The organism is Cytobacillus solani, assembly GCF_006704205.1.
GTDB lineage: Bacteria > Bacillota > Bacilli > Bacillales > Cytobacillaceae > Cytobacillus > Cytobacillus solani.
Map to the genome: position 1 here is coordinate 3,488,817 of NZ_CP041305.1, position 23,796 is coordinate 3,512,612.

Sequence of the window (23,796 nt, forward strand, 5' to 3'; positions counted from 1 at the left end):
GATGGCAAAGAGACTAACATGGTTCGAGGAGGAAAGAATAAGTGAAGAAAATTAGAGTATGTGTGGTTGATGACAATCGAGAGCTTGTCGGACTTTTAGATGAATACATTTCATCTCAAGAGGATATGGAAGTTATAGGTGTTGCTCATAATGGACAGGATTGCTTGGATATTCTTGAGCATGAAGAATTAGATGTACTTGTATTAGATATTATTATGCCACATTTAGATGGTCTTGCAGTGCTTGAAAAATTACGGGATATGAAGAAAGCGCAATTGCCAAACGTGATCATGCTTACTGCATTTGGCCAGGAAGATGTAACAAAGAAAGCAGTTGATTTAGGGGCATCTTATTTTATCTTAAAACCATTTGATATGGATAATTTAGCTAGACATATTCGTCAAGTTAGCGGAAAAACAAATCCGATTATTAGAAAATCCTCATCGAGCTATCGTCCTCATGTAGAATCTAAGCCAAAGAATCTTGATGCTAGTATTACAAGCATTATTCATGAAATTGGTGTGCCTGCACATATTAAAGGATACATGTATCTTCGTGAGGCAATTTCGATGGTTTATAATGATATTGAACTTCTTGGTTCTATTACGAAGGTTTTATATCCAGATATCGCAAAAAAATATAATACAACGGCAAGCCGTGTAGAACGGGCGATTCGCCATGCAATTGAAGTTGCTTGGAGCCGGGGCAATATTGATTCAATCTCTTCACTATTCGGTTATACGGTAAGTATGTCTAAGGCTAAGCCGACAAATTCGGAGTTCATTGCGATGGTTGCTGATAAACTGCGTTTAGAACATAAAGCGTCTTGAAAGGGCTAGAACCCGTGTAATAATAATGAATTAGAGCGCCCTTAATTAGGAGCGCTCTTTTTTACTGATCGCACATTTACTTATTACGATCGTTATTCTTGGGTAGTTTTCTTATCTGCATCCAGCATTTTTTGCATCAAAATATGCTGAGGCATGTGCATGATTTGTTCAATTGGGAGTTTTAATTTTTCAGCAAGCATTTTTGCTGTTTCAGCCGATATTTGTAAAGGTTTCATTTTTTATTCCTCCAAAGGGGTGATTTGATGACACTTGTATTTGCTCATAGAGGGTATTCGCAGGCATACCCTGAAAATACAATGAAAGCATTTAAAGAAGCAGCCTTAGCGGGTGCTCATGGTCTTGAGCTTGATGTACAGCTAACAAAGGATGGACAATTAGTTGTCATCCATGATGAAAAAGTGGATCGGACCACGAATGGAAAAGGCTTTGTTAAAGATTTTACCTTTAAAGAAATTAGAAAGCTAGATGCTAGTTATAAAAAGAAGAGGCTTTTGCAAAAAGAACCTATCCCTTCATTAGAGGAAGTATTAGAATGGATGACGACGAATCAAATTATCTGTAATATCGAATTAAAGAATGGGGTATTTCCTTATAAAGGAATGGAGGAAAAGGTAATTGATCTTATCCATACGTATAAGATGAAAGATAGAGTAATCCTTTCTTCATTTAATCATTATAGTATTGTTTACTGCTATAGGATTGATCAAGAGATAGAAACGGCTCCGTTGTTTTCGGAAGGGTTATATATGCCTTGGGTTTATGCTCAATCGATTGGTGCAAAGAGTATTCATCCTAGACATACTGCTGCACCTAATGAATTGGTTAGGGCTTCTATAGAATATGGAATTGCTGTACGGCCATATACTGTAAATAAAGAGAAGGATTTGCAAAGATTTTTTGCAATTGGATGCTCAGCTGTTATTACTGATGACCCTGTTAAGGCATTGCAAATTAGAAATAGATAAAATGAAAAAAAGCAATCGGCACATATCGCCGATTGCTTTATTTTTTAAAACGGTTTTGTACTTTATTTCTTTTTCGATCACGGTAAAGGATAAAGCCAGCAACAAAACCCAGTCCTAGTAAAAATAAGAGCAAACCGGCTAGGAACTGCATCCATAAATAGGGGAACGGGCTTTGCAAAATGCCAAAAACCATATCTCTCATCAATTTAATGCCATAAGCTGCTAAAAATCCAGGTATTAATAATATGATTAAAGCAAATATTCTTATCATCAGTAGATCCCTTCATTTTTTTCCTTCTAAAAAAAGTATTCAATTTATATAGAAATTTGTCAAGCACAACAATCATGTATAAAATAAGAATATATGAAAAAAATTGCGTAATAGATAGAAAATTCGTGAAATAATTTTCAAGGCATAAAGGTGGTATTACACATGCAAACAGTCATGATTGTTGGAGCGGGTAAAGGCGGTTCGGCGATCTTAAAGATAATGAGAGAAACAGAGATGCTAAAAGTTACTGCGGTAGTGGATTGTAACCCAGAAGCACCTGGTATAGAAAAAGCAGGGAATGTAGGAATTCCAACAGGTACAGATTGGAGGCAATTTATTGACCAGGATATTGATATCATCGTTGAAGTAACAGGGAGGCAGGATGTTTTCCTAGAACTTCGAGAGGCAAAAAAGAAAGATTCTGTATTGATACCGGGAACTGTCGCCTTTTTAATTGCTGGTCTCATAGAAGAAAAAGAAAAACTTATTTCAAGTATCGAAAATGAGACGTATAAGCGTGATCTAATTTTTAATACAACTGGTGATGGGATGATCGGAATTAACCAAGATTCAGAAATCATTCTTTTTAACCGGAGCGCGGAAAAAATGACAGGGATAAAGGCAAAGGAAGCAATTGGCCGCCCGATAGATCAAATCATTTCAAATACTCGATTAAAACGGGTAATGAAGACTAGGCGAATAGAATCTAATCAGGAACTTATATTGAATAACGGACTAAAAGTTATTACGACAAGGATTCCGATGATTGGTGAGAAAAATGAATTGCTTGGTGCGTTTTCCGTTTTTAAAGACATAACTGAAGTCATGAATTTAGCTGAGGAAATAACGGATTTAAAGGAAATTCAAACGATGCTTCAGGCGATTATCCAATCAAGTGATGAAGCAATATCAGTAGTAGATGAAAATGGAAAAGGGTTATTAATTAATCCCGCTTATTCTCGTATTACTGGTCTTTCGGAGGAAGAAATCATTGGAAAACCCGCAACGACTGATATTTCCGAGGGGGAAAGTGTGCATATGAAGGTCCTTCAAACGAGAAGGGCTGTAAGGGGAGTGGCAATGAGAGTTGGTCCCAATAAAAAGGAAGTTGTTGTCAATGTAGCACCTGTCATTGTGGATGGCATCATTAAAGGAAGTGTTGGGGTTATCCATGATGTTTCTGAGATTGAATCATTAAATAGAGAATTGCATCGGGCCCGACAAATAATACGTACACTTGAAGCAAAATATTCCTTTGATGATATCATTGGGCGTTCTGAGGAGATGACCATTGCTATTGAACAAGCACGCCTTGGTGCCAAAACCCCTGCAACCGTATTGCTGAGAGGGGAATCAGGAACTGGAAAAGAGTTATTTGCCCATGCTATTCATAATGGTAGTGATCGGAGGTACAATAAATTTATTCGTGTTAACTGTGCCGCTTTATCTGAGTCACTTTTAGAAAGCGAACTGTTCGGTTATGAAGAGGGAGCGTTTTCGGGAGCGAAAAGAGGCGGGAAGAGAGGACTATTTGAAGAGGCGAACAATGGGAGTATTTTCCTTGATGAGATTGGTGAGTTAACTGCGAATACACAGGCTAAACTATTAAGGGTTTTGCAAGAAAAAGAAATCACCCGTGTCGGCGGGACTAAGTCCATCCCGATTAACGTAAGAGTGATTGCGGCAACTAATGTTAATTTAGAAAAAGGAATTGCTAGCGGAACTTTTAGGGAAGACTTGTATTATAGGCTAAATCGGATGCCTATTCATATCCCTTCATTACGAAAAAGGAAGGAAGATATTCCTTTACTATGCACTCGGCTTATTCAAAAAATCAATCAAGAATATGGGCGAAATGTAGAAAGTATATCAGATTTTGCTATGAAAAAGCTGATGGAATATGATTGGCCGGGCAATGTTCGGGAGCTGGAAAATATTCTAGGCAGAGCAATTATTTTTATGAATTACAATGAAATTCAGCTAGAAGAACACCATGTTCCTGAATTAATTAAAAAAACGAATAAACCGAATGTACAAATGGAAATGCCGATAAAAAATGATAAAACATTGGCACAGTTAGTTGAACAATATGAAGAAAGAATGATCCTAAAGACCCTCCAGGAAATGGAGGGGAATAAAACGATGACGGCAAAATCCCTCGGGTTGTCCGTAAGGAATTTGTACTATAAGCTAGAAAAATACGGCATTGCAAATAGTAGCATGCAATAATTTTCATGTGTGAAATTTTTTTCACAATAAAACTATTGTAAAAAAGCGTTTTCGCCGCATTTGTATTTTGGCACGCTTCTTGCATATTAGAATAATGAGTGTAGCAACATGAAATTGTAATAAGTGCTTTAAAGGGGTTGAGACGATGGAATTGGATTCGCTTATACAGAGAGCAACCCAATACGAAGAAAAAACTGTAGCAGTTGCTGCCGCAGAAGATCATGAAGTGATCGAAGCTGTCGCTTCCGCGCTCGAAAGGAATTTAGCAAAATTCATATTATTTGGAGATAAAGAAAAAATTCTTCAAATAATGGAAGAGCATCATGGCGATTTAGCTAAGAACGAAAAACTTCAAATCATTCATACTCATTCACCAGCTGCATCTGCAGAACATGCGGTTAAAGCTGTCAAACTGAATGAAGCAAATGTATTGATGAAGGGGAATGTCCCAACTGCTACGATATTAAAGGCTGTATTAAACAAAGAATATGGTCTGAGAGCAGGAAGTGTTTTATCACACGTTGCTGTTTTTGAGGTACCCGGTTTTGACCGGTTTACAATTGTAACCGATGCAGCAATGAATATTGCACCAGATTTAGAGCAAAAGGCGCAAATCACAAGAAATGCTGTCGGAATCGCAAAAAGCATTGGTGTTGACAATCCGCGTGTTGCACCTATCGCAGCTGTGGAAGTAGTTAACCCAGCGATGCAGGCAACTTTAGATGCTGCCGCTTTGACTACTATGAATAAGCGTGGTCAATTGACTGATTGTATTGTAGATGGTCCACTTGCTTTAGATAATGCAGTATCCTTAACTGCTGCTGAACATAAAGGGATAAAAAGCGATGTTGCTGGACAAGCAGATATTCTGCTAGTACCAACAATTGAAGTGGGAAATGCCCTTTATAAGTCATTGATTTACTTTGCAAAAGCAAAAGTTGGAGCAGTTATTGCTGGGGCAAAAGCACCGATCGTTTTAACATCTAGAGCTGATTCAGCTGAGAGCAAGCTATACTCATTAGCATTAGCGATCTGCTCTGCTTCAAAATAATAAACAAACGTATAATTATTGGGAGGAATTTTAACATGGAAATTTTCAAATATCTAGAAAAGTATGATTATGAACAAGTAGTAATTTGCCAAGATAAAACATCAGGTTTAAAAGCAATCATCGCAATCCATGACACTACATTAGGACCAGCACTTGGTGGTACGCGTATGTGGACATATGCTTCAGAAGATGCTGCAATTGAAGATGCATTACGTCTTGCAAAAGGTATGACTTACAAAAATGCTGCAGCTGGTCTTAACCTAGGCGGCGGTAAAACAGTTATCATTGGTGATCCTAAGAAAGACAAGAACGAAGAAATGTTCCGTGCGTTTGGCCGCTACGTTCAAGGCTTAAATGGCCGTTACATCACTGCTGAGGATGTAGGTACAACTGTTGCTGATATGGACCTTATCCATGAAGAAACTGACTATGTAACAGGTATTTCTCCTGCATTCGGATCATCAGGTAACCCATCTCCAGTAACAGCTTATGGTGTTTACGTAGGGATGAAAGCTGCAGCTAAAGCAGCATTTGGCACTGATTCTTTAGAAGGCAAAGTAGTTGCAGTACAAGGTGTAGGTAACGTAGCGTACCACCTATGTAAACATCTTCATGAAGAAGGCGCTCAATTAATCGTTACAGACATTAATAAAGAAGCTGTACAACGTGCAGTTAACGACTTTGGTGCTAAAGCAGTTGAACCAGATGAAATTTACGGCGTTGAATGTGATATCTATGCACCATGTGCACTTGGCGCAACAGTGAATGACGATACAATTCCACAATTCAAATGTAAAGTTATTGCTGGATCAGCTAACAACCAATTAAAAGAAGAGCGTCATGGCGATATTATTGATGAAATGGGTATCGTTTATGCTCCAGACTATGTAATCAACGCTGGTGGCGTTATTAACGTTGCTGACGAATTATATGGCTACAATGCAGAACGTGCAATGAAAAAAGTTGAAGGTTTATACGATACGATTGAAAAAGTTATCGAAATCTCAAAACGCGATGGCATTCCAACTTATAAAGCAGCTGACCGTATGGCTGAAGAAAGAATTGAAAGAATGCGTAATTCTCGCAGCCAATTCCTTCAAAATGGCCACCACATTTTAAGTCGTAAAAAATAATAAACAGTAAATGTAAGAACAAAAGATAAGGTCAAAGCGCTAAATTGATATTTAGCGTCTTTGACTCATTTAGTAAAAATAGAGCGGATTTATCTCAGCACCTTGTCTTTAAGGTGCCAGACTGCTTTTTAAATGGAGGTTTAACTGTGCAAGAACAAGGACATCGAATTCTCGTTATCAACCCTGGTTCTACTTCAACGAAAATTGGAGTTTTCGATAATGATATTTCTATTTTAGAAAAAACATTACGCCATGATACAGATGTAATTAACTCATTCGAAAATATTATTGATCAATATGAATTCCGAAAAAACGCTATTCTTGAGACTTTGGATCAAGAAGGCTTTAATATATCTAAACTAAGCGCTGTTTGTGGTCGCGGTGGATTGCTAAGACCAATTGAAGGCGGAACGTACTCTGTAAATGATGCCATGCTTCAAGATTTACGTGAAGGATTTGCTGGTCAGCATGCTTCCAATCTGGGCGGTATTATTGCATATGAAATTGCAACAGCTTTAAATATACCTTCTTATATCGTTGACCCTGTTGTTGTTGACGAAATGGATCCAATTGCTCGTATTTCTGGTTTATCTAAAATTGAACGTGTAAGTATTTTCCATGCCTTAAATCAAAAAGCGGTTGCTCGCAGAGTAGCCAAAGAATTAGGCAAAAAGTACGAAGATATGAACTTAATTGTCACTCATATGGGTGGAGGAATTACAGTTGGTGCTCATAAGAAAGGCAGAGTAATCGATGTAAATAACGGACTGCATGGGGAAGGTCCTTTCAGCCCTGAACGTGCTGGAACTGTTCCGATTGGCGATTTAGTTTCATTATGCTTCTCCGGTCAATACTACCGTGAAGAAATTACGAAAATGCTTGTTGGCCAAGGTGGTCTTGTTGGATACCTAGGTACGAACGATGCAGTTAAAGTAGAAAAAATGATCGAAGCTGGCGATGAAAAAGCGAAGCTGGTATATTCAGCAATGGCTTATCAAGTTGCTAAAGAGATTGGTGCTGCTAGTGCCGTCCTTAATGGAAAAGTTGATGCTATCATCATTACTGGCGGACTTGCTTACGGTAAGGGCTTCGTAAAAGAAATCAGCGACCGTATTAGCTGGATTGCCGATGTAATTGTTCAACCAGGCGAAGACGAATTACAAGCTCTTGCTGAAGGTGCACTTCGTGTCCTTCGTGGAGAAGAAAATGAAAAAGTATATCCAGGAAATGTGAATGTAGAAGCTACTGTTTAATAGTAGGGAACTTCTCTTCTTGTAGTATAAATACTGTCTAGCGCAAGCTGCCAGCCCCCCGCAGTACAGGACGTTCTCGTGTCGACTATCCGACAGGATAAGGAAAGCTTCGGCAGCGACACATCGCACGATCAAAAGCGAAGCTTTTGGGAGGACGTCACGCATTTGTTGACCTCGAGGTCACAAGACAACTCTCCCGCAAAAGGTAAAGAATACTTTTCTGTGGGAGAATTGTGTTGTGGGACTGAAGGGTGAGCAAGGCGCTTGCGCTTTTCTGATTAGGAGGAAATATTGTGGCAGAAGAATATGATTTGGTCATTCTTGGTGGAGGAACTGGCGGATATGTAGCAGCTATCCGTGCATCTCAACTTGGATTAAAAACTGCATTAGTAGAAAAAGGAAAACTTGGTGGTACATGCTTACATAAGGGATGTATTCCAAGTAAAGCATTACTTCGCAGTGCGGAAGTATATGCACAAACAAAGCATAGTGAAGACTTTGGTGTTATCACAAGTGATGTTTCTGTGAACTTTGGTAAAGTTCAAGAGAGAAAAGGCAAAATCGTTGATCAGCTTCATAAAGGTGTTCAGCACTTAATGAAGCAAGGAAAAATTGACGTGTTTGAAGGAATGGGACGTATTTTAGGTCCTTCAATCTTCTCTCCAATGCCAGGAACAATTTCTGTTGAAATGAACAACGGAGAAGAAAATGCTATGCTAGTTCCTAAAAATGTCATCGTTGCAACTGGCTCACGTCCACGTACTTTGCCTGGGCTTGAGATTGGCGGTAATGTAATGACATCTGATGAAGCTTTAGCAATGGAAGAAATTCCAAAGTCAATCATTATTGTTGGCGGCGGCGTTATCGGTATTGAGTGGGCTTCAATGCTATCAGATTTCGGAGCAGAAGTTACTGTTATCGAATATTCAGATCGTATTATCCCAACAGAAGATAAAGAAATCTCAAAAGAAATGCAGCGCTTGATGAAGAAAAAGGGTGTAAACATCGTAACAAGTGCAAAAGTTCTTCCTGAAACATTAAAACAAGGGAATACTGTTTCAATTTCTGCAGAAGTTAAAGGCGAACAAAAAGAATTTACAGCTGAAAAAATTCTTGTATCTGTTGGCCGTCAAGCGAACGTAGAAGGCATCGGACTTGAAAATACAGATATCCAAGTGGAAAAAGGCTATATCGTTGCAAATGAATTCTTCCAAACAAAAGAATCTCATATTTATGCGATTGGTGATGTAATCGGCGGATTACAGCTTGCACACGTTGCTTCACATGAAGGAATCGTTGCAGTTGAACATATTGCTGGTGAAAATCCATCTCCAATCGACTATGATCTTGTTTCTAAATGCATCTACAGTTCTCCTGAAGCTGCAAGCGTTGGGATAACTGAAGATCAAGCAAAAGAAAAAGGATTTAAAGTGAAAACTGGGAAGTTCTCTTTTAAAGGAATCGGAAAAGCACTTGTATTTGGTGAATCTGATGGTTTCGTGAAAATCGTTGCCGATGAAGAAACAAATGATATTCTTGGCGTGCATATGATTGGTCCACACGTAACAGACATGATTTCTGAAGCTGGACTTGCTAAAGTACTTGATGCAACTCCTTGGGAAGTTGCGCATACAATTCATCCGCACCCAACATTGTCAGAAGCAATTGGTGAAGCAGCTCTAGCTGTGGATGGAAAAGCTATTCATGGATAAAAATATAGAGAGCTAAAAGATAGCTCTCTAGTACATATTTATTTAGGAGGTTACAAAATGGCTAAAAAAAATCGTCATAAAGATTTAGGTTTAAGCGATGAGAAAGTATTAGAAATGTATGAAATGATGCTTTTATCACGTCGTATTGATGAGCGTATGTGGCTATTAAACCGCGCTGGTAAAATTCCATTTGTTATTTCATGTCAAGGTCAAGAGGCAGCTCAAATTGGTGCAGCATATGCACTTGATAAAGAGAAGGATTATGTTCTTCCATACTACCGTGACATGGGTGTTGTATTAACTTTTGGTATGACTGCAAGAGACTTAATGCTTTCAGCATTCGCAAAAGCAGAAGATCCAAACTCAGGCGGCCGTCAAATGCCAGGACACTTTGGTCAAAAGAAAAATCGCATCGTAACAGGTTCTTCTCCAGTTACTACGCAAGTTCCACACGCAGTTGGTATTGCTTTAGCTGGAAAAATGGAAGGAAAAGACTTAGTAACTTTTGTAACATTTGGTGAAGGTTCTTCTAACCAAGGAGACTTCCATGAAGGTGCAAACTTTGCTGGAGTTCACAAGCTTCCTGTTATTTTCATGTGTGAAAATAATAAGTATGCGATCTCAATTCCAATTGAAAAACAATTAGCATGTGAAAAAGTTTCTGATCGTGCAATTGGTTACGGTATGCCAGGGGTTACTGTAGACGGAAATGATCCACTTGAAGTGTATAAAGCAGTTAAAGAAGCAGCTGATAGAGGCCGCCGTGGTGAAGGTCCATCACTTGTTGAAACGGTATCTTACCGCTTAACTCCACACTCTTCTGATGATGATGATCGTCCATATCGTTCACGTGAAGAAGTTGAAGAAGCAAAATCGAAAGATTCTATTATTACTTTCGCTGCTTACTTAAAAGAAAATGGCATTTTAAATGATGAAAAAGAAAAAGAAATGAACGATCGTATTATGGCAATCGTTAATGATGCAACAGATTATGCTGAAAATGCTCCATATGCTGATCCAGAACATGCATTGAAATACGTATACGCAGAATAGTAAGGGGGAACAAACATGGCTGTAATTTCATATATTGACGCGGTAACAATGGCAATCCGCGAAGAAATGGAAAGAGATCCAAAAGTTTTTGTTTTAGGTGAAGATGTTGGATTAAAGGGTGGAGTTTTTAAAGCTACCACTGGTTTATATGATAAATTTGGTGAAGACCGTGTACTTGATACACCACTTGCAGAATCTGCAATTGCTGGTGTAGGTGTTGGAGCAGCAATGTACGGATTACGTCCAATCGCAGAAATGCAATTTGCTGATTTCATTATGCCTGCTGTAAACCAAATTATTTCTGAAGCAGCAAAAGTTCGTTACCGTTCAAATAATGATTGGACTTGTCCAATGGTTATTCGTGCACCATATGGCGGCGGCGTTCACGGTGCATTATATCACTCTCAATCTGTAGAGGCTGTTTTTGCAAACCAACCTGGTTTAAAAATTGTCATGCCTTCTACTCCATATGATGTAAAAGGATTACTTAAAGCGGCAATTCGTGACGAAGATCCCGTTCTATTCTTCGAACACAAGCGTGCATACCGTCTAATCAAAGGCGAAGTTCCTGATGATGATTATGTATTGCCAATTGGTAAAGCTGATGTGAAGCGTGAAGGAGAAGACCTAACAATCATCACTTACGGTCTATGTGTACATTTTGCACTTCAAGCTGCTGAAAAGTTAGCAAAAGATGGTATTTCTGTACATGTACTTGATTTAAGAACGGTTTACCCGCTTGATAAAGAAGCTATCATCGAAGCTGCTTCAAAAACAGGTAAAGTTTTACTATTAACTGAGGATACAAAAGAAGGAAGCATCATGGGTGAAGTGGCAGCAATCATTGCTGAAAACTGCCTATTTGATCTGGATGCACCAATTATGCGTCTTGCTGGTCCTGATGTTCCTGCAATGCCATACGCTCCTACTATGGAGAAATTCTTCATGGTTAACCCAGATAAAGTAGAAAAAGCAGCACGAGAATTAGCTGAGTACTAAGAAAAGCGAAGGCGACTGTACAGCCGTCGACAAGCATAAGACAGTCAGTTGGTAGGAAGTGATTTTCTTCCTATCAGCTGAATGGCTTATGACCTCGAGGGCTAGGAGCCGCAGCAGGAGAAAAGAAAAGCTTAGGCGGTTGTACAGGACTTTAAGTTCCTGAACAACTGTTGTTTGACTTTTGCTAGAAATTTAAAACAGATCTTAGATAAATTGCAACTAGAAATATAAATGCTTGAAGGAGGTCAATTCCATTGGCTATCGAACAAATTAAAATGCCCCAGCTTGGGGAAAGTGTAACAGAAGGTACAATTAATCAATGGTTAGTTTCTGTTGGTGATAAAGTAAGTAAATATGATCCACTTGCAGAAGTAACGACAGACAAAGTAAATTCTGAAGTACCATCTTCTTTTGATGGTGTTATTAAAGAATTGATTGCTCAAGAAGGAGAAACGTATGAAGTCGGTGCAGTAATCCTTACTATTGAAACAGAAGGCGGCGGTTCAGCAGCTCCTGAAGCTCCAGCAGCACCAGCGACTGAAGCACCTGCAACACCTGCTGCTAGCACTCCTGCTCCAGCAGCAGCAGCTCCAGTTGCAAAAACTGACAATGGCGGCGCACGTTATTCACCAGCAGTTCTTAAGCTTTCTCAAGAGCACGGAATTGACTTAAGCCAAGTAACTGGCACTGGTGCTGGCGGCCGTATTACTCGTAAAGACTTAAATGCATTAATCGAGTCTGGCAATATTCCTAAAGCAGGCGCTGCACCAGCTGCACCTGTACAAGAAACTGCACCAGCAGCAGCAGCTCCAGCTCCACAAGCTGCGGCACCTAAAGCGGCAGCGGCTACAAATGTACCAGTTGTACCTGGTGATATCGAAATTCCAGTATCTGGCGTTCGTAAAGCAATCGCAGCAAACATGCTTAAGAGCAAGCACGAAGCTCCACATGCATGGACAATGATTGAAGTGGATGTGACAAATCTAATGAGTTTCCGTAACTCATTAAAAGCTGACTTCAAGAAGAAGGAAGGCTTCAACCTTACACCATTTGCTTTCTTCGTAAAAGCAGTTGCTCAAGCGCTTAAAGAGTTCCCTATGATCAACTCTATGTGGGCTGGCGACAAAATTGTTCAGAAGAAGGATATCAACCTTTCAATCGCAGTTGCTACTGAAGATGCATTATACGTTCCAGTAATCAAAAATGCTGATGAAAAAACAATCAAAGGCATTGCTCGTGAAATCGGTGAACTTGCTGGTAAAGTACGTTCAGGTAAATTATCTGGAGCAGATATGTCTGGTGGTACGTTCACAGTAAATAACACTGGTTCATTCGGTTCTATCCAATCAAACGGTATCATCAACCATCCACAAGCTGCAATTTTACAAGTTGAATCAATCGTAAAACGCGCAGTTGTTATGGATAACGGAATGATCGCTGTTCGCGACATGGTTAACCTATGTATGTCACTTGACCACCGCGTTTTAGACGGACTTGTATGTGGTAACTTCTTAAAACGTGTGAAAGAAATCCTTGAAAACACTTCTAAAGAAAATACATCTGTTTATTAATATCAAGAAAAAGATTCGCTACAATTATTGTAGCGGGTCTTTTTTATTTTGAAATAACTTATAGCCCTAGAGGTTTAATAGCGGAGAGTTATCCTTACTCTAAAAAGAAAATGATGGTTTCACCTATTTAGTTCGGACATTAAGTAAATTTTTTAAAGAATGGATACATACATTTAGATGGGCACAAAACAGTATATAAACAGAATCGCTGCAGCGCAGAGGATTAATTTCTAAAGAAATCAGTAAACTTGATGCCTAATCATGAATTGCTTGTTTTTCGTATGTATATTAAAATAATAACGTAATGACAATTTTGAATTTTAATTTAATTTTACTGGAGAATCCGAATTGCAGGTAAGGGGGGAAAGCTGTCTATTTTCGGGCAGTCAAGATGACATTAAATAAGATGATTAATGAAACTTTTGAAGCGTATACACTGGAGACTTGGGAGAAAAAATCAGAAGAATCATTAAAGGGTAAATCCATTGCTTCCTTATCCAAAAATACATATGAAAACATCCTTTTGAAACCGCTTTATTCAAAAGAGGATTTGAAAATAAACAGTACTGGGCAGTTTCCAGGACAAACTGATTTTAGAAGAGGGGCAGATCCGGCAGGCTATCTATCCAGTCCGTGGAAGGTGGCACAAAGGATTGATGCAGAGAATGGAGAAGAATTACGAAAAAAACTGCATGCGTCTTTTGAAAGAGGACAAACGGCTATTTCCTTTCATTTAGACAAGGACATTGTAAAGGATTTTGTGAAGATTATAGATGGCATATATGCAACATTCGCCTTTGGTATCGAAGCAGGCAATGATCAAGCGGAAGTTTTGGAAAAATTATCTGATTTAGCTGATTGTGACAAAGTTTCAGGCTATATTGGCAGGGATCTCTTACAAATAGCATCTAATGATGGGCTGAAACAGGAATATGATAAATGGTCCGAAATGATCCAGTTATTCGATAGGAAAATGCCCAATTTGCGAACAATCCTAGTGGATACTAGTGTATATCATAAAGCAGGGGCAAATGCTATTCAGGAATTAGCTGCCGCTCTTTCTACTGGAGTTCAACATATTCAGGAGCTTCTTGAAAGAGGGATGTCCTTAGAGAAAATTTTATCAAAAATGGTTTTTAAATTTTCCATTGGCGCAAACTTCTTTATGGAGATGGCAAAGCTTCGTGCAGCAAGAATTCTATGGAGCAAGATAGCAGAAGCATACGGTGCAAAGTCGGAAGAACAAAAGATGGTGATTTCAGCTGAAACGTCCCCTTTTACCAAAACAGCTTATGACCCATATGTAAATTTGTTGAGGGCCGGAAATGAAGCTTTTGCAGGTGTACTAGGCGGAGTTCAATTTCTACATGTAAGCCCATTTAATGAGCCTGAAGGGAAAACAACCCACTTTTCTGATCGAATTGCACGAAATACTCAGCTTATTTTAAAAGAAGAAGCCCATTTAAAGAATATTGTCGATCCAGCAGGCGGTTCATGGTATGTGGAGAATCTGACAAATGAACTTGCTGAAAAGGCTTGGGGATTATTTCTGAAGATAGAAGAGAAGGACGGAATGGCTTCAGTATTGAAAACAGGATGGATTCAAGAACAAATTGCCGAGGTAATGAAGAAGAGAAACGAAGATCTCTTCATGCGAAAACAAAGTATGATCGGAACGAATATTTATGCTAATCTTAACGATCACCCATTGCAGAATGTGATGGAAAGCTTAGAAGCCAATCATGCATTGCCAAATAATCGTCTATCAGAACCATTTGAAAAATTACGCAGGGCAGCTCAAAGGCTAGTGCAATCAGGCAGTGAACCAAAGGCTGGACTTATTTGTATCGGTGAGTTAAAGAAGCATAAAGCTAGAGCAGATTTCATGACAGGTTTTCTGGCACCTGGCGGGATTAAAGCGGATGCTAGCGAAAATATTGATCATCCGAAATCCGCTTTACAATTCATTCAGGAATCCAATTTACACCATTATGTCTTATGTGGAACGGACAAGCAATATGATGAGTTAGCGCTGGAGCTGGTCCACTCAATAAAGGAAAATTATCCGGATGTACGGCTATACTTGGCGGGACTTCCTGAGGAAAGCAAACAAGCAGCATTACAGCAGGCGGGAATCGAGCAATTTATTCATGCGAAAAGCAATTGTTATGAAATATTAACTTCCTTGCTTAGTGAAATGGAGGCGGAAGTCAATGAGTAAAAAACCTGATTTTAATAAAATTTCGCTTTTTGATCATAAGCAAGCTTCAAAAGAAGAATGGAAAAAAACAGTACAGGAAGAGTTACATGAATCAATAGATAATCTTCTATTTGAAACGTACGAACAAATTCATGTAAAGCCTCTTTATACAGAAGAAGATGTTAATACTCTCGAACATCTTGACGGAAAACCAGGTCTTCCTCCGTATACTCGCGGGCCTTACCCGACTATGTATGTGAATAGACCATGGACGGTCCGTCAGTATGCTGGGTTCTCAACCGCGGAAGAAAGCAATGCTTTTTATCGCCGCAATCTAGCAATGGGGCAGAAGGGCCTTTCAGTGGCCTTTGACCTTGCAACACACAGAGGCTATGACTCTGACCATCCAAGGGTAGTAGGGGATGTTGGAAAAGCTGGTGTAGCAATTGACTCTGTTCTTGATATGAAAACACTTTTTGACGGGATTCCTTTGGATCAAATGTCTGTCTCAATGACAATGAATGGAGCCGTACTTCCCGTCATGGCCTTCTTTATTGTTACAGCTGAGGAACAGGGTGTAAGTCAGGAAAAACTTTCAGGTACGATCCAAAATGATATTTTGAAAGAGTACATGGTGCGTAATACGTACATTTACCCTCCGGAAATATCAATGAAAATTATTGCAGATATATTTGAATATACATCCAAATATATGCCTAAATTTAATAGCATCAGTATTTCTGGCTATCATATGCAAGAAGCAGGAGCACCAGCTGACATTGAATTAGCCTATACACTTGCTGACGGTCTAGAGTACGTAAGAACTGGACTCTCGGCAGGGATTGATATTGATTCATTTGCGCCAAGGCTCTCTTTCTTCTGGGCGATCGGGATGAACTACTTTATGGAAGTGGCAAAAATGCGTGCTGCCCGTTTTATCTGGGCAAAGATGATGAAAACATTTGAACCGAAAAATCCTAAGTCTATGGCATTAAGAACGCATTCCCAAACATCAGGCTGGAGTTTAACAGAGCAGGATCCATTTAACAATGTTACAAGGACGCTGATTGAAGCCCATGCAGCTGCGATGGGACATACACAGTCCCTCCATACGAATGCACTTGATGAAGCAATTGCCTTGCCGACAGATTTTTCGGCACGTATTGCCCGAAATACACAGCTATTTCTGCAGGAAGAAACGGGAATTACGAATGTGATTGATCCATGGGCGGGCTCATATTATGTAGAAGCATTAACAGATCAATTGATAAAGCGAGCTTGGGAGCATATTGAAGAGATTGAAAACCTCGGCGGGATGGCAAAAGCGATTGAAACTGGCTTGCCAAAGATGAAAATTGAAGAGGCAGCTGCCCGCAGACAAGCACAAATTGATTCTGGAAAAGAGACGATTATCGGCGTGAATAAATATCGCCTTGATCAAGAAGAACCAATTGAAATCCTTGATATTGATAACACGGCTGTTCGCTTAAAACAAATTGAAAAGCTGGAGAATTTAAAAGCAGCACGTGATGAGGAGAAGGTTATAGAAGCACTTGAAGCAATAACGAAAGCTGTAGAAACAGGAGAAGGCAATCTACTTGATCTTTCTGTACAGGCTGCAAGAGTGCGTGCAACACTTGGAGAAATTTCATATGCCATTGAAAAGGTAGCTAATCGCCATAAGGCAATTATTCGCTCCATAAGCGGCGTGTATAGCTCAGCATTCTCAAATGAAGAAGAGATTACAGAAGTGAAGCTTATGACTGATGAATTTCTTGAAAATGAAGGAAGAAGACCAAGGATTCTCGTAGCAAAAATGGGGCAGGATGGTCATGATCGAGGAGCTAAAGTCATTGCCACAGCATTCGCGGATTTAGGCTTTGACGTCGATATCGGCCCATTATTCCAAACACCGGAAGAAACGGCAAGACAAGCAGTAGAAAACGACGTCCATGTGATCGGTATGAGTTCACTTGCTGCAGGTCATAAAACTCTTCTTCCTCAGTTAATTGAAGAGCTTGCGAAGCTTGAAAGAGAGGACATCCTAGTTGTGATTGGCGGAGTGATTCCTGCACAGGATTATCAATTTCTTCTTGAAAATGGAGCTGCTGCAATTTTTGGACCTGGAACTATTATCCCAGTCGCTGCTCAAAAAGTAATTCGTGCCATCTATAACCGTCTTGGATATGAGGAAGTGTCACAGTAAAATGGATAAAAGACCAGAATGGTTTGAAGGGGAAAATCCTGATAATTTTGCTAGCGTTGTTAGAAAAGGTGTTCAAACAGGTCAGTCTGAATCTTCCTTTATTAAAAAAGGACGCTTTCAAAAGAAGAATCGGCCAGAAGTGAATATTGATGAATGGACTGAAGGCATTTTAACAGGAAACCGTGGAATGCTAGCTCAAGCGATCACATTAATTGAAAGCAATGCAGAGCATCATTTTCGAACAGCCCAAAAACTTCTGCAAGAGCTTCTTCCGCATTCAGGTAATGCTATCCGCATTGGAATTACAGGTGTACCAGGTGCTGGGAAAAGTACATTTATTGAAGCATTTGGCACATTCCTATGTGATCTAGGATTGAAGGTTGCTGTGCTCGCAGTTGATCCAAGTTCAAGTATAAGCGGAGGCAGTATTCTTGGGGACAAAACGAGAATGGAACAGCTTTCGCGAAACCCAAGAGCATTTATTCGCCCCTCTCCATCTGCTGGTAAACTCGGAGGGGTTCATCGGAAGACGCGCGAAACAATTACTTTGTGCGAAGCAGCTGGCTTCAATGTCATTCTTGTAGAAACAGTTGGCGTGGGGCAAAGTGAAGTACTTGTTAGAGACATGGTCGATTTTTTCATGCTACTAGTTTTGACTGGTGCGGGAGATGAGCTGCAAGGGATGAAGAAAGGGATCATGGAGCTGGCAGATGCTGTACTTGTTAACAAAGCGGATGGAGAGAACAAACGATTGGCATTAAAAACGAAAGCTGAATACAATCGGATTCTTCATTTTCTCCAGCCAGCAACAAAAGGATGGCAAACAAAAGCAGCCACATGCTCTGCGATCTATCAAGAAGGAATGAAAGATATTTGGGATACTATTCAATCATTCGAAAAGACAACAAAGAAATCTGGCGTATTTGAAAATAGGAGAAGAGCGCAAACGAAGGAATGGATCTACTCAATGATTATTGATCAGCTCCAATTTAGTTTTTTCAACCATCAAGAGGTGAAACCGCTGCTGCCTCAAATGGAAAATGAAGTAATCGCAGGAGCCCGAACAGTGACATCTGCAGTAGAGGAATTATTCCAAGCATATTCGATTAATAAAAAGTTGTAAAAAGCTGCCTTTGGCAGCTTTTTAACTTAATGGGCTAGGAAAACTATTATTTAAAAAGGTCAAATGTAATTGTGACAATCCACCTATTATTGCAAAACGCCAAAAATAATTGCGTCCCTCTAATTATTTTTGCAAATCACCCAAATAGATTAACGGGTACCTTAAAGCCCTCTACGTTGAAAAGAATGTTCATCTATTGGTATGATGTAGGTATGGAAGTTTTATATCCAAAAAGGAGCGAACATACAGATGAATATGGATTTTAATTTTTTTATGAATGATGTTGTAGCAAATGCACGCAGAGAAATTGTTGATGCTGGCTATACAGAATTAAAAACACCTGATGAGGTTGAAAAAGCAATTGCAGAAAAAGGAACAACTCTTGTAATGGTTAACTCTGTTTGTGGATGTGCGGGTGGGATTGCTCGTCCAGCAGCTGCTCATGCGCTGCATTATGATAAGCGTCCAGATCATTTAGTGACAGTATTTGCTGGTCAGGATAAAGAAGCAACTGAAACAGCACGCAGCTATTTTACTGGATTCCCGCCATCTTCTCCTTCCTTCGCATTATTAAAAGACGGAAAGCTATGTGCGATGATTGAGCGTCATGATATTGAAGGACATGAACCAATGGCAGTTATTCAAAAGCTTCAAAATGCATTTGAGCAGCATTGCGAAGATCTATAATGTAGAAAAAAGCCTCGTATGAGGCTTTTTTTTATTTCTGTTACATAATATCCTTAGAAAAAATAGGACTAAATATTTATTTTCAAAAGAATAATATATAAAAATAGTATTGCATAAATATAATAATGTGTTAAAATACATTCAAGTGAATAATTATTAATATACGATTGATACTTGAAAATTAATAATTTATCGCTAATAATAGATAATAGTCAATTATAATAATTTTCAGAAAAGTTATAGGGGGAAAATAATAATGAAAAAAATAGTTTCTATCTTTTTTATTAGTATTCTATTAATTGGTTTACTAGCAGCTTGTGGAACAAGTGAGGAGGCATCATCTAATGGATCCAAGGATAAGGATTCTGATAAAAAAGTTTTAACGATGGGAACATCAGCAGACTATGCACCATTTGAATATATTGATACGGCAAAAGGTGATGAGATTATCGGAATTGATGTTGATATTGCGAAAGCGGTAACTGAAAAGCTTGGCTATGAATTTAAAATTCAAGATATGGATTTTGGCGGATTAATTCAGGCACTTCAATCCGGTCAAGTAGATTTTGTATTATCTGCCATGTCTGCAACAGACGATAGAAAAAAGAGTGTAGACTTTAGTGAAATCTATTACACTTCTAAACATATGATTGTTTCTAAAAAGGACAGTGGAATAGAGAAGGTAGAAGATCTTAAAGGCAAAAAGGTTGGTGCGCAGCTAGGCTCTATTCAAGAGGAAAAAGCAAAGGACTTAGCAAAAGAAGTAGATATGACTGTTGAAAACCGCAACCGTATACCAGAATTAATTCAAGAAATTAAGGCTGGCCGTTTTGATGCAGCAATTATTGAAGACACAGTTGCACAAGGCTATTTAGAAAATAATGACGATATTGAAGGCTTCACAGTTGAAGATGCAGATGGCGGCTATGCGATTGCTCTTCCAAAAGACAGTGAGCTGACTGAAGAATTCAACAAAGCATTGAAAGAAATGATTGATAACGGGGAATTAGATAAGATTTTGAAAAAGTGGTTTGAAGGTGAATGATTATAAGCTAGGCTTCTAATCTACTAAAAACGTTCAGAAGGATACTCACTTCTGAACGTTTTTGCCCTCAAGCTAGCATCCACATTTCTATTGTCTAGCTTCTGCGCCTAGGGACTCGAGGTCATAAGCCAATCCAGCAAGAAGGTTAAAGTACAACCTTCTCACTGGCTCGTCTTATGCTTGTCGCCCCTGACCATGGCGCATCCGCATTTCTTATTGAGAGGATTGTTATACATGAACCTAGATTTTACATCCATTCTGCCTTCCCTCCCTTATATATTAAGAGGAATTGGCGTGACATTGCAAATTGTCGCTTTAGCAGGACTATTAGGGTTTTTACTTGGAATTATTCTATCACTATTTAAAATAAGCTCCATTAAAGTACTTGGATGGATTGCAGATGCTTATACATCGATCTTTCGAGGCACACCTTTAGTATTGCAGCTAATGATTATTTATTTTGGTTCACCGCAAATATTTGGCTATCAAATTGAACCATATGTGGCTGCTGTACTCGCTTTTGGGTTGAATTCTGCTGCTTATATTTCTGAAATTATTCGTGCGGGTATTCTTGCAGTTGATAAAGGACAAAGTGAAGCAGCAATGGCACTAGGTGTTCCTTACCGTAAGATGATGCTTAACATCATTCTTCCACAGGCTTTGAAAAATATTTTACCAGCATTAATGAATGAATTTATTACTTTGACTAAGGAGTCGGCCATCGTTACTACAATTGGGGTAATGGACATTATGAGAAGAGCCTATCAAGTGGGGGCGGACAAGTTTCGTTTCTTTGAACCATTATTATTAGCAGGTCTCATCTATTATTTAATGGTCATTACATTAACCATTCTTGGAAAAGTTGTTGAAAGGAGGATGAGACGCGGTGATTAAAATTGAAAATTTGCATAAACAGTTTGGAAAACTTGAAGTGCTAAAAGGAATTTCCACAACGATTAAGGCTGGCGAAGTTGTGGCCATTATCGGTCCTTCAGGATCAGGTAAGTCAACCTTCCTCCGTTGTATTAACCTATTAGAAAAGCCTACAAACGGGCGTATCTTTATCGGTGAACATGATATTACGGATAAAAAAACAAATATCATGAAGGTCCGTCAAAATGTAGGAATGGTTTTTCAGCATTTTCATCTATTCCCGCATAAGTCAGTCCTTGAGAATTTAACCTATGCCCCAATGAAAGTGAAGGGGCAGTCCAAGCAGGAAGCTGAGAAGATTGGCCATGAGCTATTATTAAAGGTTGGACTATCTGCGAAAGTAAATGAATATCCAAGCCGATTATCAGGAGGTCAAAAGCAAAGGGTTGCGATTGCTCGTGCATTAGCGATGCAGCCTGAGGTGATGCTTTTTGATGAACCAACATCAGCACTTGACCCAGAAATGGTCAAAGAGGTGCTGGATGTAATGAAATCACTGGCACATACAGGAATGACGATGGCCATTGTTACCCACGAAATGGGGTTTGCTAGAGAAGTAGCAGATCGTGTCTTATTTTTAGATGGTGGTGTACTCGTAGAAGATGCACCGCCTAGTGAATTCTTTTCCAATCCAACCTCTGATCGTGCAAAAGATTTCTTGCAAAAAATGCTTTGAAATGTATAATAAAATGGATGAAGATGGTCTTAATGATCATCTTCTCTTTTTTTGGACATAATTTGTTATGAAGTTAAATTAGTAATTGTAGGAGTTTTTTACATGAAGTTTAAAATTGGCTATCGAACAATAAAAACAGCTATTGGCACATCCGCATCGATTATTCTTGCTCAGATTTTGGGGTTCGATAATTTTGTTTCGGCAGGAATATTAACCATTCTATGTATCCAGGTAACGAAAAAGAAATCGATAAAGACTTCTTGGAACCGTTTCAGTGCCTGTTTGTTGGCGATGTTATTTTCTATAGTATTTTTCGAAGGGATGGCGTATCATCCGATCATCATCGGCTTTTTATTACTATTTTTCATCCCGACAGCAGTTATGCTTAAAATTAGTGATGGCATCGTGACGAGCAGTGTCATCATTCTGCATATTTATTCGGCTGGAGAGGTCACTTTTGATATTCTAATGAATGAATTAGGGATTATAACGATTGGGATCGGTGTTGCTCTTCTGGCTAATCTTTATATGCCAAGCCTTGATCAAAAACTGCTGGAATATCAAATCCAGATTGAAGAAAATTTTAAAAGAATATTTGATGAAATTGTTATTTATTTGCGTACAAACGAAAGTAATTGGGATGGGCTAGAGATAACCGAAACAGCCCAGTTAATTGAAGAAGCACAAGTCCTTGCCTATAGAGATGTGGAAAATCGCTTACTCCGTAATGAAAATGTGTATTATCACTATTTTAAAATGCGGGAAAAGCAATTTGAAATCATTGAGAGAGTTCTGCCTATTGTCATTTCGATTTCCTATACAATTGAACAAGGGGAAATGGTGGCTGATTTTATGGAAGAGTTAGCTGCAAATATTCATCCAGGAAATACAGCGAACCGCTTCTTAGATAAGCTATACGAGATGAAATCTTCCTTTAAAAGCATGGAGCTACCGAAAACAAGAGAGGAATTTGAAGCACGTGCGGCCCTTTTTCAATTTGTAAGGGAGATGGAAGAGTACTTATGGATTAAAAGCTCTGCAAAAGAGCTAAAGCGGGGAAAAAAGGAGAATCATTTCACTGAATCCGGTGCAAACTAACGGAAAAAAGATGAGGTGATTGTTTGCTTAAAATCATTTCCTCGGTACTGCTTGCGTTTATTTTCTCGCCTATTTGGCCATTGGGAACTAATCCGCTGCCTGGGGATCCATTTATTATCGTGAATAAAAAGCTAAATGAAATAGCTTTTATTAATGAAAATAGAGTTCAAACAGTGATTACTGCGGCGACAGGAAAGACAGAAGATTTAACCCCTGAAGGCCTCTTTACGATTACGGTGAAGGCAAAGGATCCCTATTACAGAAAAAAGGATATAAAGGGTGGAGATGCAAGTAATCCATTGGGAACGAGATGGCTTGGATTCGATGCAGAAGATACGGATGGGAGAATATATGGGCTTCATGGGACTAACGATCCGTCCTCTATTGGTAAATACGTGTCTCAAGGATGTATTCGCCTGCAAAATGAAGCAATAGAATCATTATATGAATTTATTCCAATTGGAACGAAAATATTAGTTACTTCTACTTCTCAAAACTACGAACAGCTTGGACAAACATATGGAGCAATAAAATGAAGGGACTGTCAAACATGACAGTCCCTCTTTATATGCAAATATTTTCTTTATAAAATCATCGTTAGTCCAATTAACAATGTTGAGGCAAGCATGGCAAAAATCATTAAATATACGATTATTTTTTGCATCTTTCTATTAGACAATGAATATACCCTCCTCTAAATCATCATTTGCTTATCTCTATTTTACTAGGAATTCTTAAAA

The 23,796-nt window shown here is 38.9% G+C and carries 22 protein-coding genes; 19 read left to right on the plus strand and 3 right to left on the minus strand.

All coding sequences use genetic code 11. The features are described from left to right. Positions 1–41: 41 nt before the first annotated feature. Positions 42–830 carry a sporulation transcription factor Spo0A gene (gene spo0A, locus FI644_RS17460; RefSeq protein ID WP_053476947.1) on the plus strand — a complete coding sequence of 263 codons (789 nt, stop codon included), beginning with the start codon at positions 42–44 and terminating at the stop codon, positions 828–830. Positions 831–922: 92 nt separating this feature from the next. Here spo0A and FI644_RS17465 read toward each other — a convergent pair whose 3' ends face one another. Next, on the minus strand, positions 923–1,066 hold the full coding sequence (locus FI644_RS17465; RefSeq protein WP_075209181.1) for a YycC family protein: 144 nt from the start codon (positions 1,064–1,066) through the stop codon (positions 923–925). Positions 1,067–1,093: 27 nt separating this feature from the next. On the opposite strand from FI644_RS17465, the gene FI644_RS17470 reads away from it, so the two are divergent. After that, positions 1,094–1,816, plus strand: a complete 723-nt coding sequence (locus FI644_RS17470) for a glycerophosphodiester phosphodiesterase (protein WP_053476946.1) — start codon at positions 1,094–1,096, stop codon at positions 1,814–1,816. 37 nt (positions 1,817–1,853) lie between these two features. Here FI644_RS17470 and FI644_RS17475 read toward each other — a convergent pair whose 3' ends face one another. Then, positions 1,854–2,087 (minus strand): DUF2627 domain-containing protein, encoded by a 234-nt coding sequence (locus FI644_RS17475; RefSeq protein WP_053476945.1) that lies wholly within the window; start codon positions 2,085–2,087, stop codon positions 1,854–1,856. A 162-nt stretch (positions 2,088–2,249) separates the two neighbouring features. Here FI644_RS17475 and FI644_RS17480 point away from each other — a divergent pair, with 162 nt between their 5' ends. From FI644_RS17480 to FI644_RS17560, 17 genes are all read left to right on the plus strand, one after another. Further along, a complete protein-coding gene (locus tag FI644_RS17480; protein ID WP_053476944.1) occupies positions 2,250–4,316 on the plus strand; it encodes a sigma-54-dependent Fis family transcriptional regulator in 2,067 nt (688 codons plus the stop codon). A gap of 145 nt (positions 4,317–4,461) precedes the next feature. Further along, the gene (yqiS, locus tag FI644_RS17485) at positions 4,462–5,367 is read left to right on the plus strand and encodes a phosphate butyryltransferase (RefSeq protein ID WP_142108663.1); all 906 of its coding nucleotides are present in this window, start codon (positions 4,462–4,464) and stop codon (positions 5,365–5,367) included. Positions 5,368–5,402: 35 nt separating this feature from the next. After that, on the plus strand, positions 5,403–6,500 hold the full coding sequence (gene bcd / locus FI644_RS17490) for a branched-chain amino acid dehydrogenase (RefSeq protein ID WP_053476942.1): 1,098 nt from the start codon (positions 5,403–5,405) through the stop codon (positions 6,498–6,500). A 146-nt stretch (positions 6,501–6,646) separates the two neighbouring features. Then, positions 6,647–7,753: a butyrate kinase gene (buk, locus tag FI644_RS17495; protein ID WP_053476941.1), complete on the plus strand. Its 1,107-nt coding sequence runs from the start codon at positions 6,647–6,649 to the stop codon at positions 7,751–7,753. Between the two features lie 293 nt (positions 7,754–8,046). After that, the gene (gene lpdA, locus FI644_RS17500; protein ID WP_053476940.1) at positions 8,047–9,465 is read left to right on the plus strand and encodes a dihydrolipoyl dehydrogenase; all 1,419 of its coding nucleotides are present in this window, start codon (positions 8,047–8,049) and stop codon (positions 9,463–9,465) included. Between the two features lie 57 nt (positions 9,466–9,522). After that, on the plus strand, positions 9,523–10,518 hold the full coding sequence (locus FI644_RS17505) for a thiamine pyrophosphate-dependent dehydrogenase E1 component subunit alpha (RefSeq protein ID WP_056685505.1): 996 nt from the start codon (positions 9,523–9,525) through the stop codon (positions 10,516–10,518). Between the two features lie 15 nt (positions 10,519–10,533). Then, entirely contained in the window at positions 10,534–11,517 is a 984-nt protein-coding gene (locus FI644_RS17510) for an alpha-ketoacid dehydrogenase subunit beta (RefSeq protein ID WP_053476938.1), read from the plus strand. A gap of 254 nt (positions 11,518–11,771) precedes the next feature. Then, the gene (locus FI644_RS17515; RefSeq protein ID WP_053476937.1) at positions 11,772–13,088 is read left to right on the plus strand and encodes a dihydrolipoamide acetyltransferase family protein; all 1,317 of its coding nucleotides are present in this window, start codon (positions 11,772–11,774) and stop codon (positions 13,086–13,088) included. Between the two features lie 391 nt (positions 13,089–13,479). Beyond that, positions 13,480–15,309 (plus strand): methylmalonyl-CoA mutase family protein, encoded by a 1,830-nt coding sequence (locus tag FI644_RS17520; protein WP_053476936.1) that lies wholly within the window; start codon positions 13,480–13,482, stop codon positions 15,307–15,309. Beyond that, a complete protein-coding gene (gene scpA / locus FI644_RS17525) occupies positions 15,302–17,494 on the plus strand; it encodes a methylmalonyl-CoA mutase (protein ID WP_053476935.1) in 2,193 nt (730 codons plus the stop codon). The genes FI644_RS17520 and scpA overlap by 8 nt, the downstream gene beginning before the upstream one ends. A gap of 1 nt (position 17,495) precedes the next feature. Next, the gene (gene meaB, locus FI644_RS17530; RefSeq protein ID WP_053476934.1) at positions 17,496–18,617 is read left to right on the plus strand and encodes a methylmalonyl Co-A mutase-associated GTPase MeaB; all 1,122 of its coding nucleotides are present in this window, start codon (positions 17,496–17,498) and stop codon (positions 18,615–18,617) included. Between the two features lie 249 nt (positions 18,618–18,866). Further along, a complete protein-coding gene (locus FI644_RS17535) occupies positions 18,867–19,304 on the plus strand; it encodes a BrxA/BrxB family bacilliredoxin (RefSeq protein ID WP_053476933.1) in 438 nt (145 codons plus the stop codon). A gap of 256 nt (positions 19,305–19,560) precedes the next feature. Continuing rightward, positions 19,561–20,349 carry a transporter substrate-binding domain-containing protein gene (locus FI644_RS17540; protein ID WP_142108664.1) on the plus strand — a complete coding sequence of 263 codons (789 nt, stop codon included), beginning with the start codon at positions 19,561–19,563 and terminating at the stop codon, positions 20,347–20,349. 234 nt (positions 20,350–20,583) lie between these two features. After that, positions 20,584–21,243, plus strand: a complete 660-nt coding sequence (locus FI644_RS17545) for an amino acid ABC transporter permease (RefSeq protein WP_142108665.1) — start codon at positions 20,584–20,586, stop codon at positions 21,241–21,243. Beyond that, positions 21,236–21,958, plus strand: a complete 723-nt coding sequence (locus tag FI644_RS17550) for an amino acid ABC transporter ATP-binding protein (RefSeq protein WP_142108666.1) — start codon at positions 21,236–21,238, stop codon at positions 21,956–21,958. Before FI644_RS17545 ends, FI644_RS17550 begins: the two co-directional genes overlap by 8 nt. A gap of 102 nt (positions 21,959–22,060) precedes the next feature. Then, positions 22,061–23,056: an aromatic acid exporter family protein gene (locus tag FI644_RS17555; RefSeq protein ID WP_142108667.1), complete on the plus strand. Its 996-nt coding sequence runs from the start codon at positions 22,061–22,063 to the stop codon at positions 23,054–23,056. 23 nt (positions 23,057–23,079) lie between these two features. Then, on the plus strand, positions 23,080–23,592 hold the full coding sequence (locus tag FI644_RS17560; protein ID WP_142108668.1) for a L,D-transpeptidase: 513 nt from the start codon (positions 23,080–23,082) through the stop codon (positions 23,590–23,592). 47 nt (positions 23,593–23,639) lie between these two features. Here FI644_RS17560 and prli42 read toward each other — a convergent pair whose 3' ends face one another. Then, the gene (gene prli42 / locus FI644_RS26400) at positions 23,640–23,735 is read right to left on the minus strand and encodes a stressosome-associated protein Prli42 (protein ID WP_172797656.1); all 96 of its coding nucleotides are present in this window, start codon (positions 23,733–23,735) and stop codon (positions 23,640–23,642) included. Positions 23,736–23,796: the final 61 nt, after the last annotated feature.

What these genes read in the sequence shown, in the direction of transcription:
- FI644_RS17465 (WP_075209181.1), bottom strand. Translation starts at nt 1,066, where the DNA reads ATGAAACCTTTACAAATATCGGCTGAAACAGCAAAAATGCTTGCTGAA.
- FI644_RS17470 (WP_053476946.1), top strand. Translation starts at nt 1,094, where the DNA reads ATGACACTTGTATTTGCTCATAGAGGGTATTCGCAGGCATACCCTGAA.
- FI644_RS17475 (WP_053476945.1), bottom strand. Translation starts at nt 2,087, where the DNA reads ATGATAAGAATATTTGCTTTAATCATATTATTAATACCTGGATTTTTA.
- FI644_RS17480 (WP_053476944.1), top strand. Translation starts at nt 2,250, where the DNA reads ATGCAAACAGTCATGATTGTTGGAGCGGGTAAAGGCGGTTCGGCGATC.
- yqiS (WP_142108663.1), top strand. Translation starts at nt 4,462, where the DNA reads ATGGAATTGGATTCGCTTATACAGAGAGCAACCCAATACGAAGAAAAA.
- bcd (WP_053476942.1), top strand. Translation starts at nt 5,403, where the DNA reads ATGGAAATTTTCAAATATCTAGAAAAGTATGATTATGAACAAGTAGTA.
- FI644_RS17505 (WP_056685505.1), top strand. Translation starts at nt 9,523, where the DNA reads ATGGCTAAAAAAAATCGTCATAAAGATTTAGGTTTAAGCGATGAGAAA.
- FI644_RS17510 (WP_053476938.1), top strand. Translation starts at nt 10,534, where the DNA reads ATGGCTGTAATTTCATATATTGACGCGGTAACAATGGCAATCCGCGAA.
- FI644_RS17520 (WP_053476936.1), top strand. Translation starts at nt 13,480, where the DNA reads ATGACATTAAATAAGATGATTAATGAAACTTTTGAAGCGTATACACTG.
- scpA (WP_053476935.1), top strand. Translation starts at nt 15,302, where the DNA reads ATGAGTAAAAAACCTGATTTTAATAAAATTTCGCTTTTTGATCATAAG.
- meaB (WP_053476934.1), top strand. Translation starts at nt 17,496, where the DNA reads ATGGATAAAAGACCAGAATGGTTTGAAGGGGAAAATCCTGATAATTTT.
- FI644_RS17535 (WP_053476933.1), top strand. Translation starts at nt 18,867, where the DNA reads ATGAATATGGATTTTAATTTTTTTATGAATGATGTTGTAGCAAATGCA.
- FI644_RS17540 (WP_142108664.1), top strand. Translation starts at nt 19,561, where the DNA reads ATGAAAAAAATAGTTTCTATCTTTTTTATTAGTATTCTATTAATTGGT.
- FI644_RS17545 (WP_142108665.1), top strand. Translation starts at nt 20,584, where the DNA reads ATGAACCTAGATTTTACATCCATTCTGCCTTCCCTCCCTTATATATTA.
- FI644_RS17555 (WP_142108667.1), top strand. Translation starts at nt 22,061, where the DNA reads ATGAAGTTTAAAATTGGCTATCGAACAATAAAAACAGCTATTGGCACA.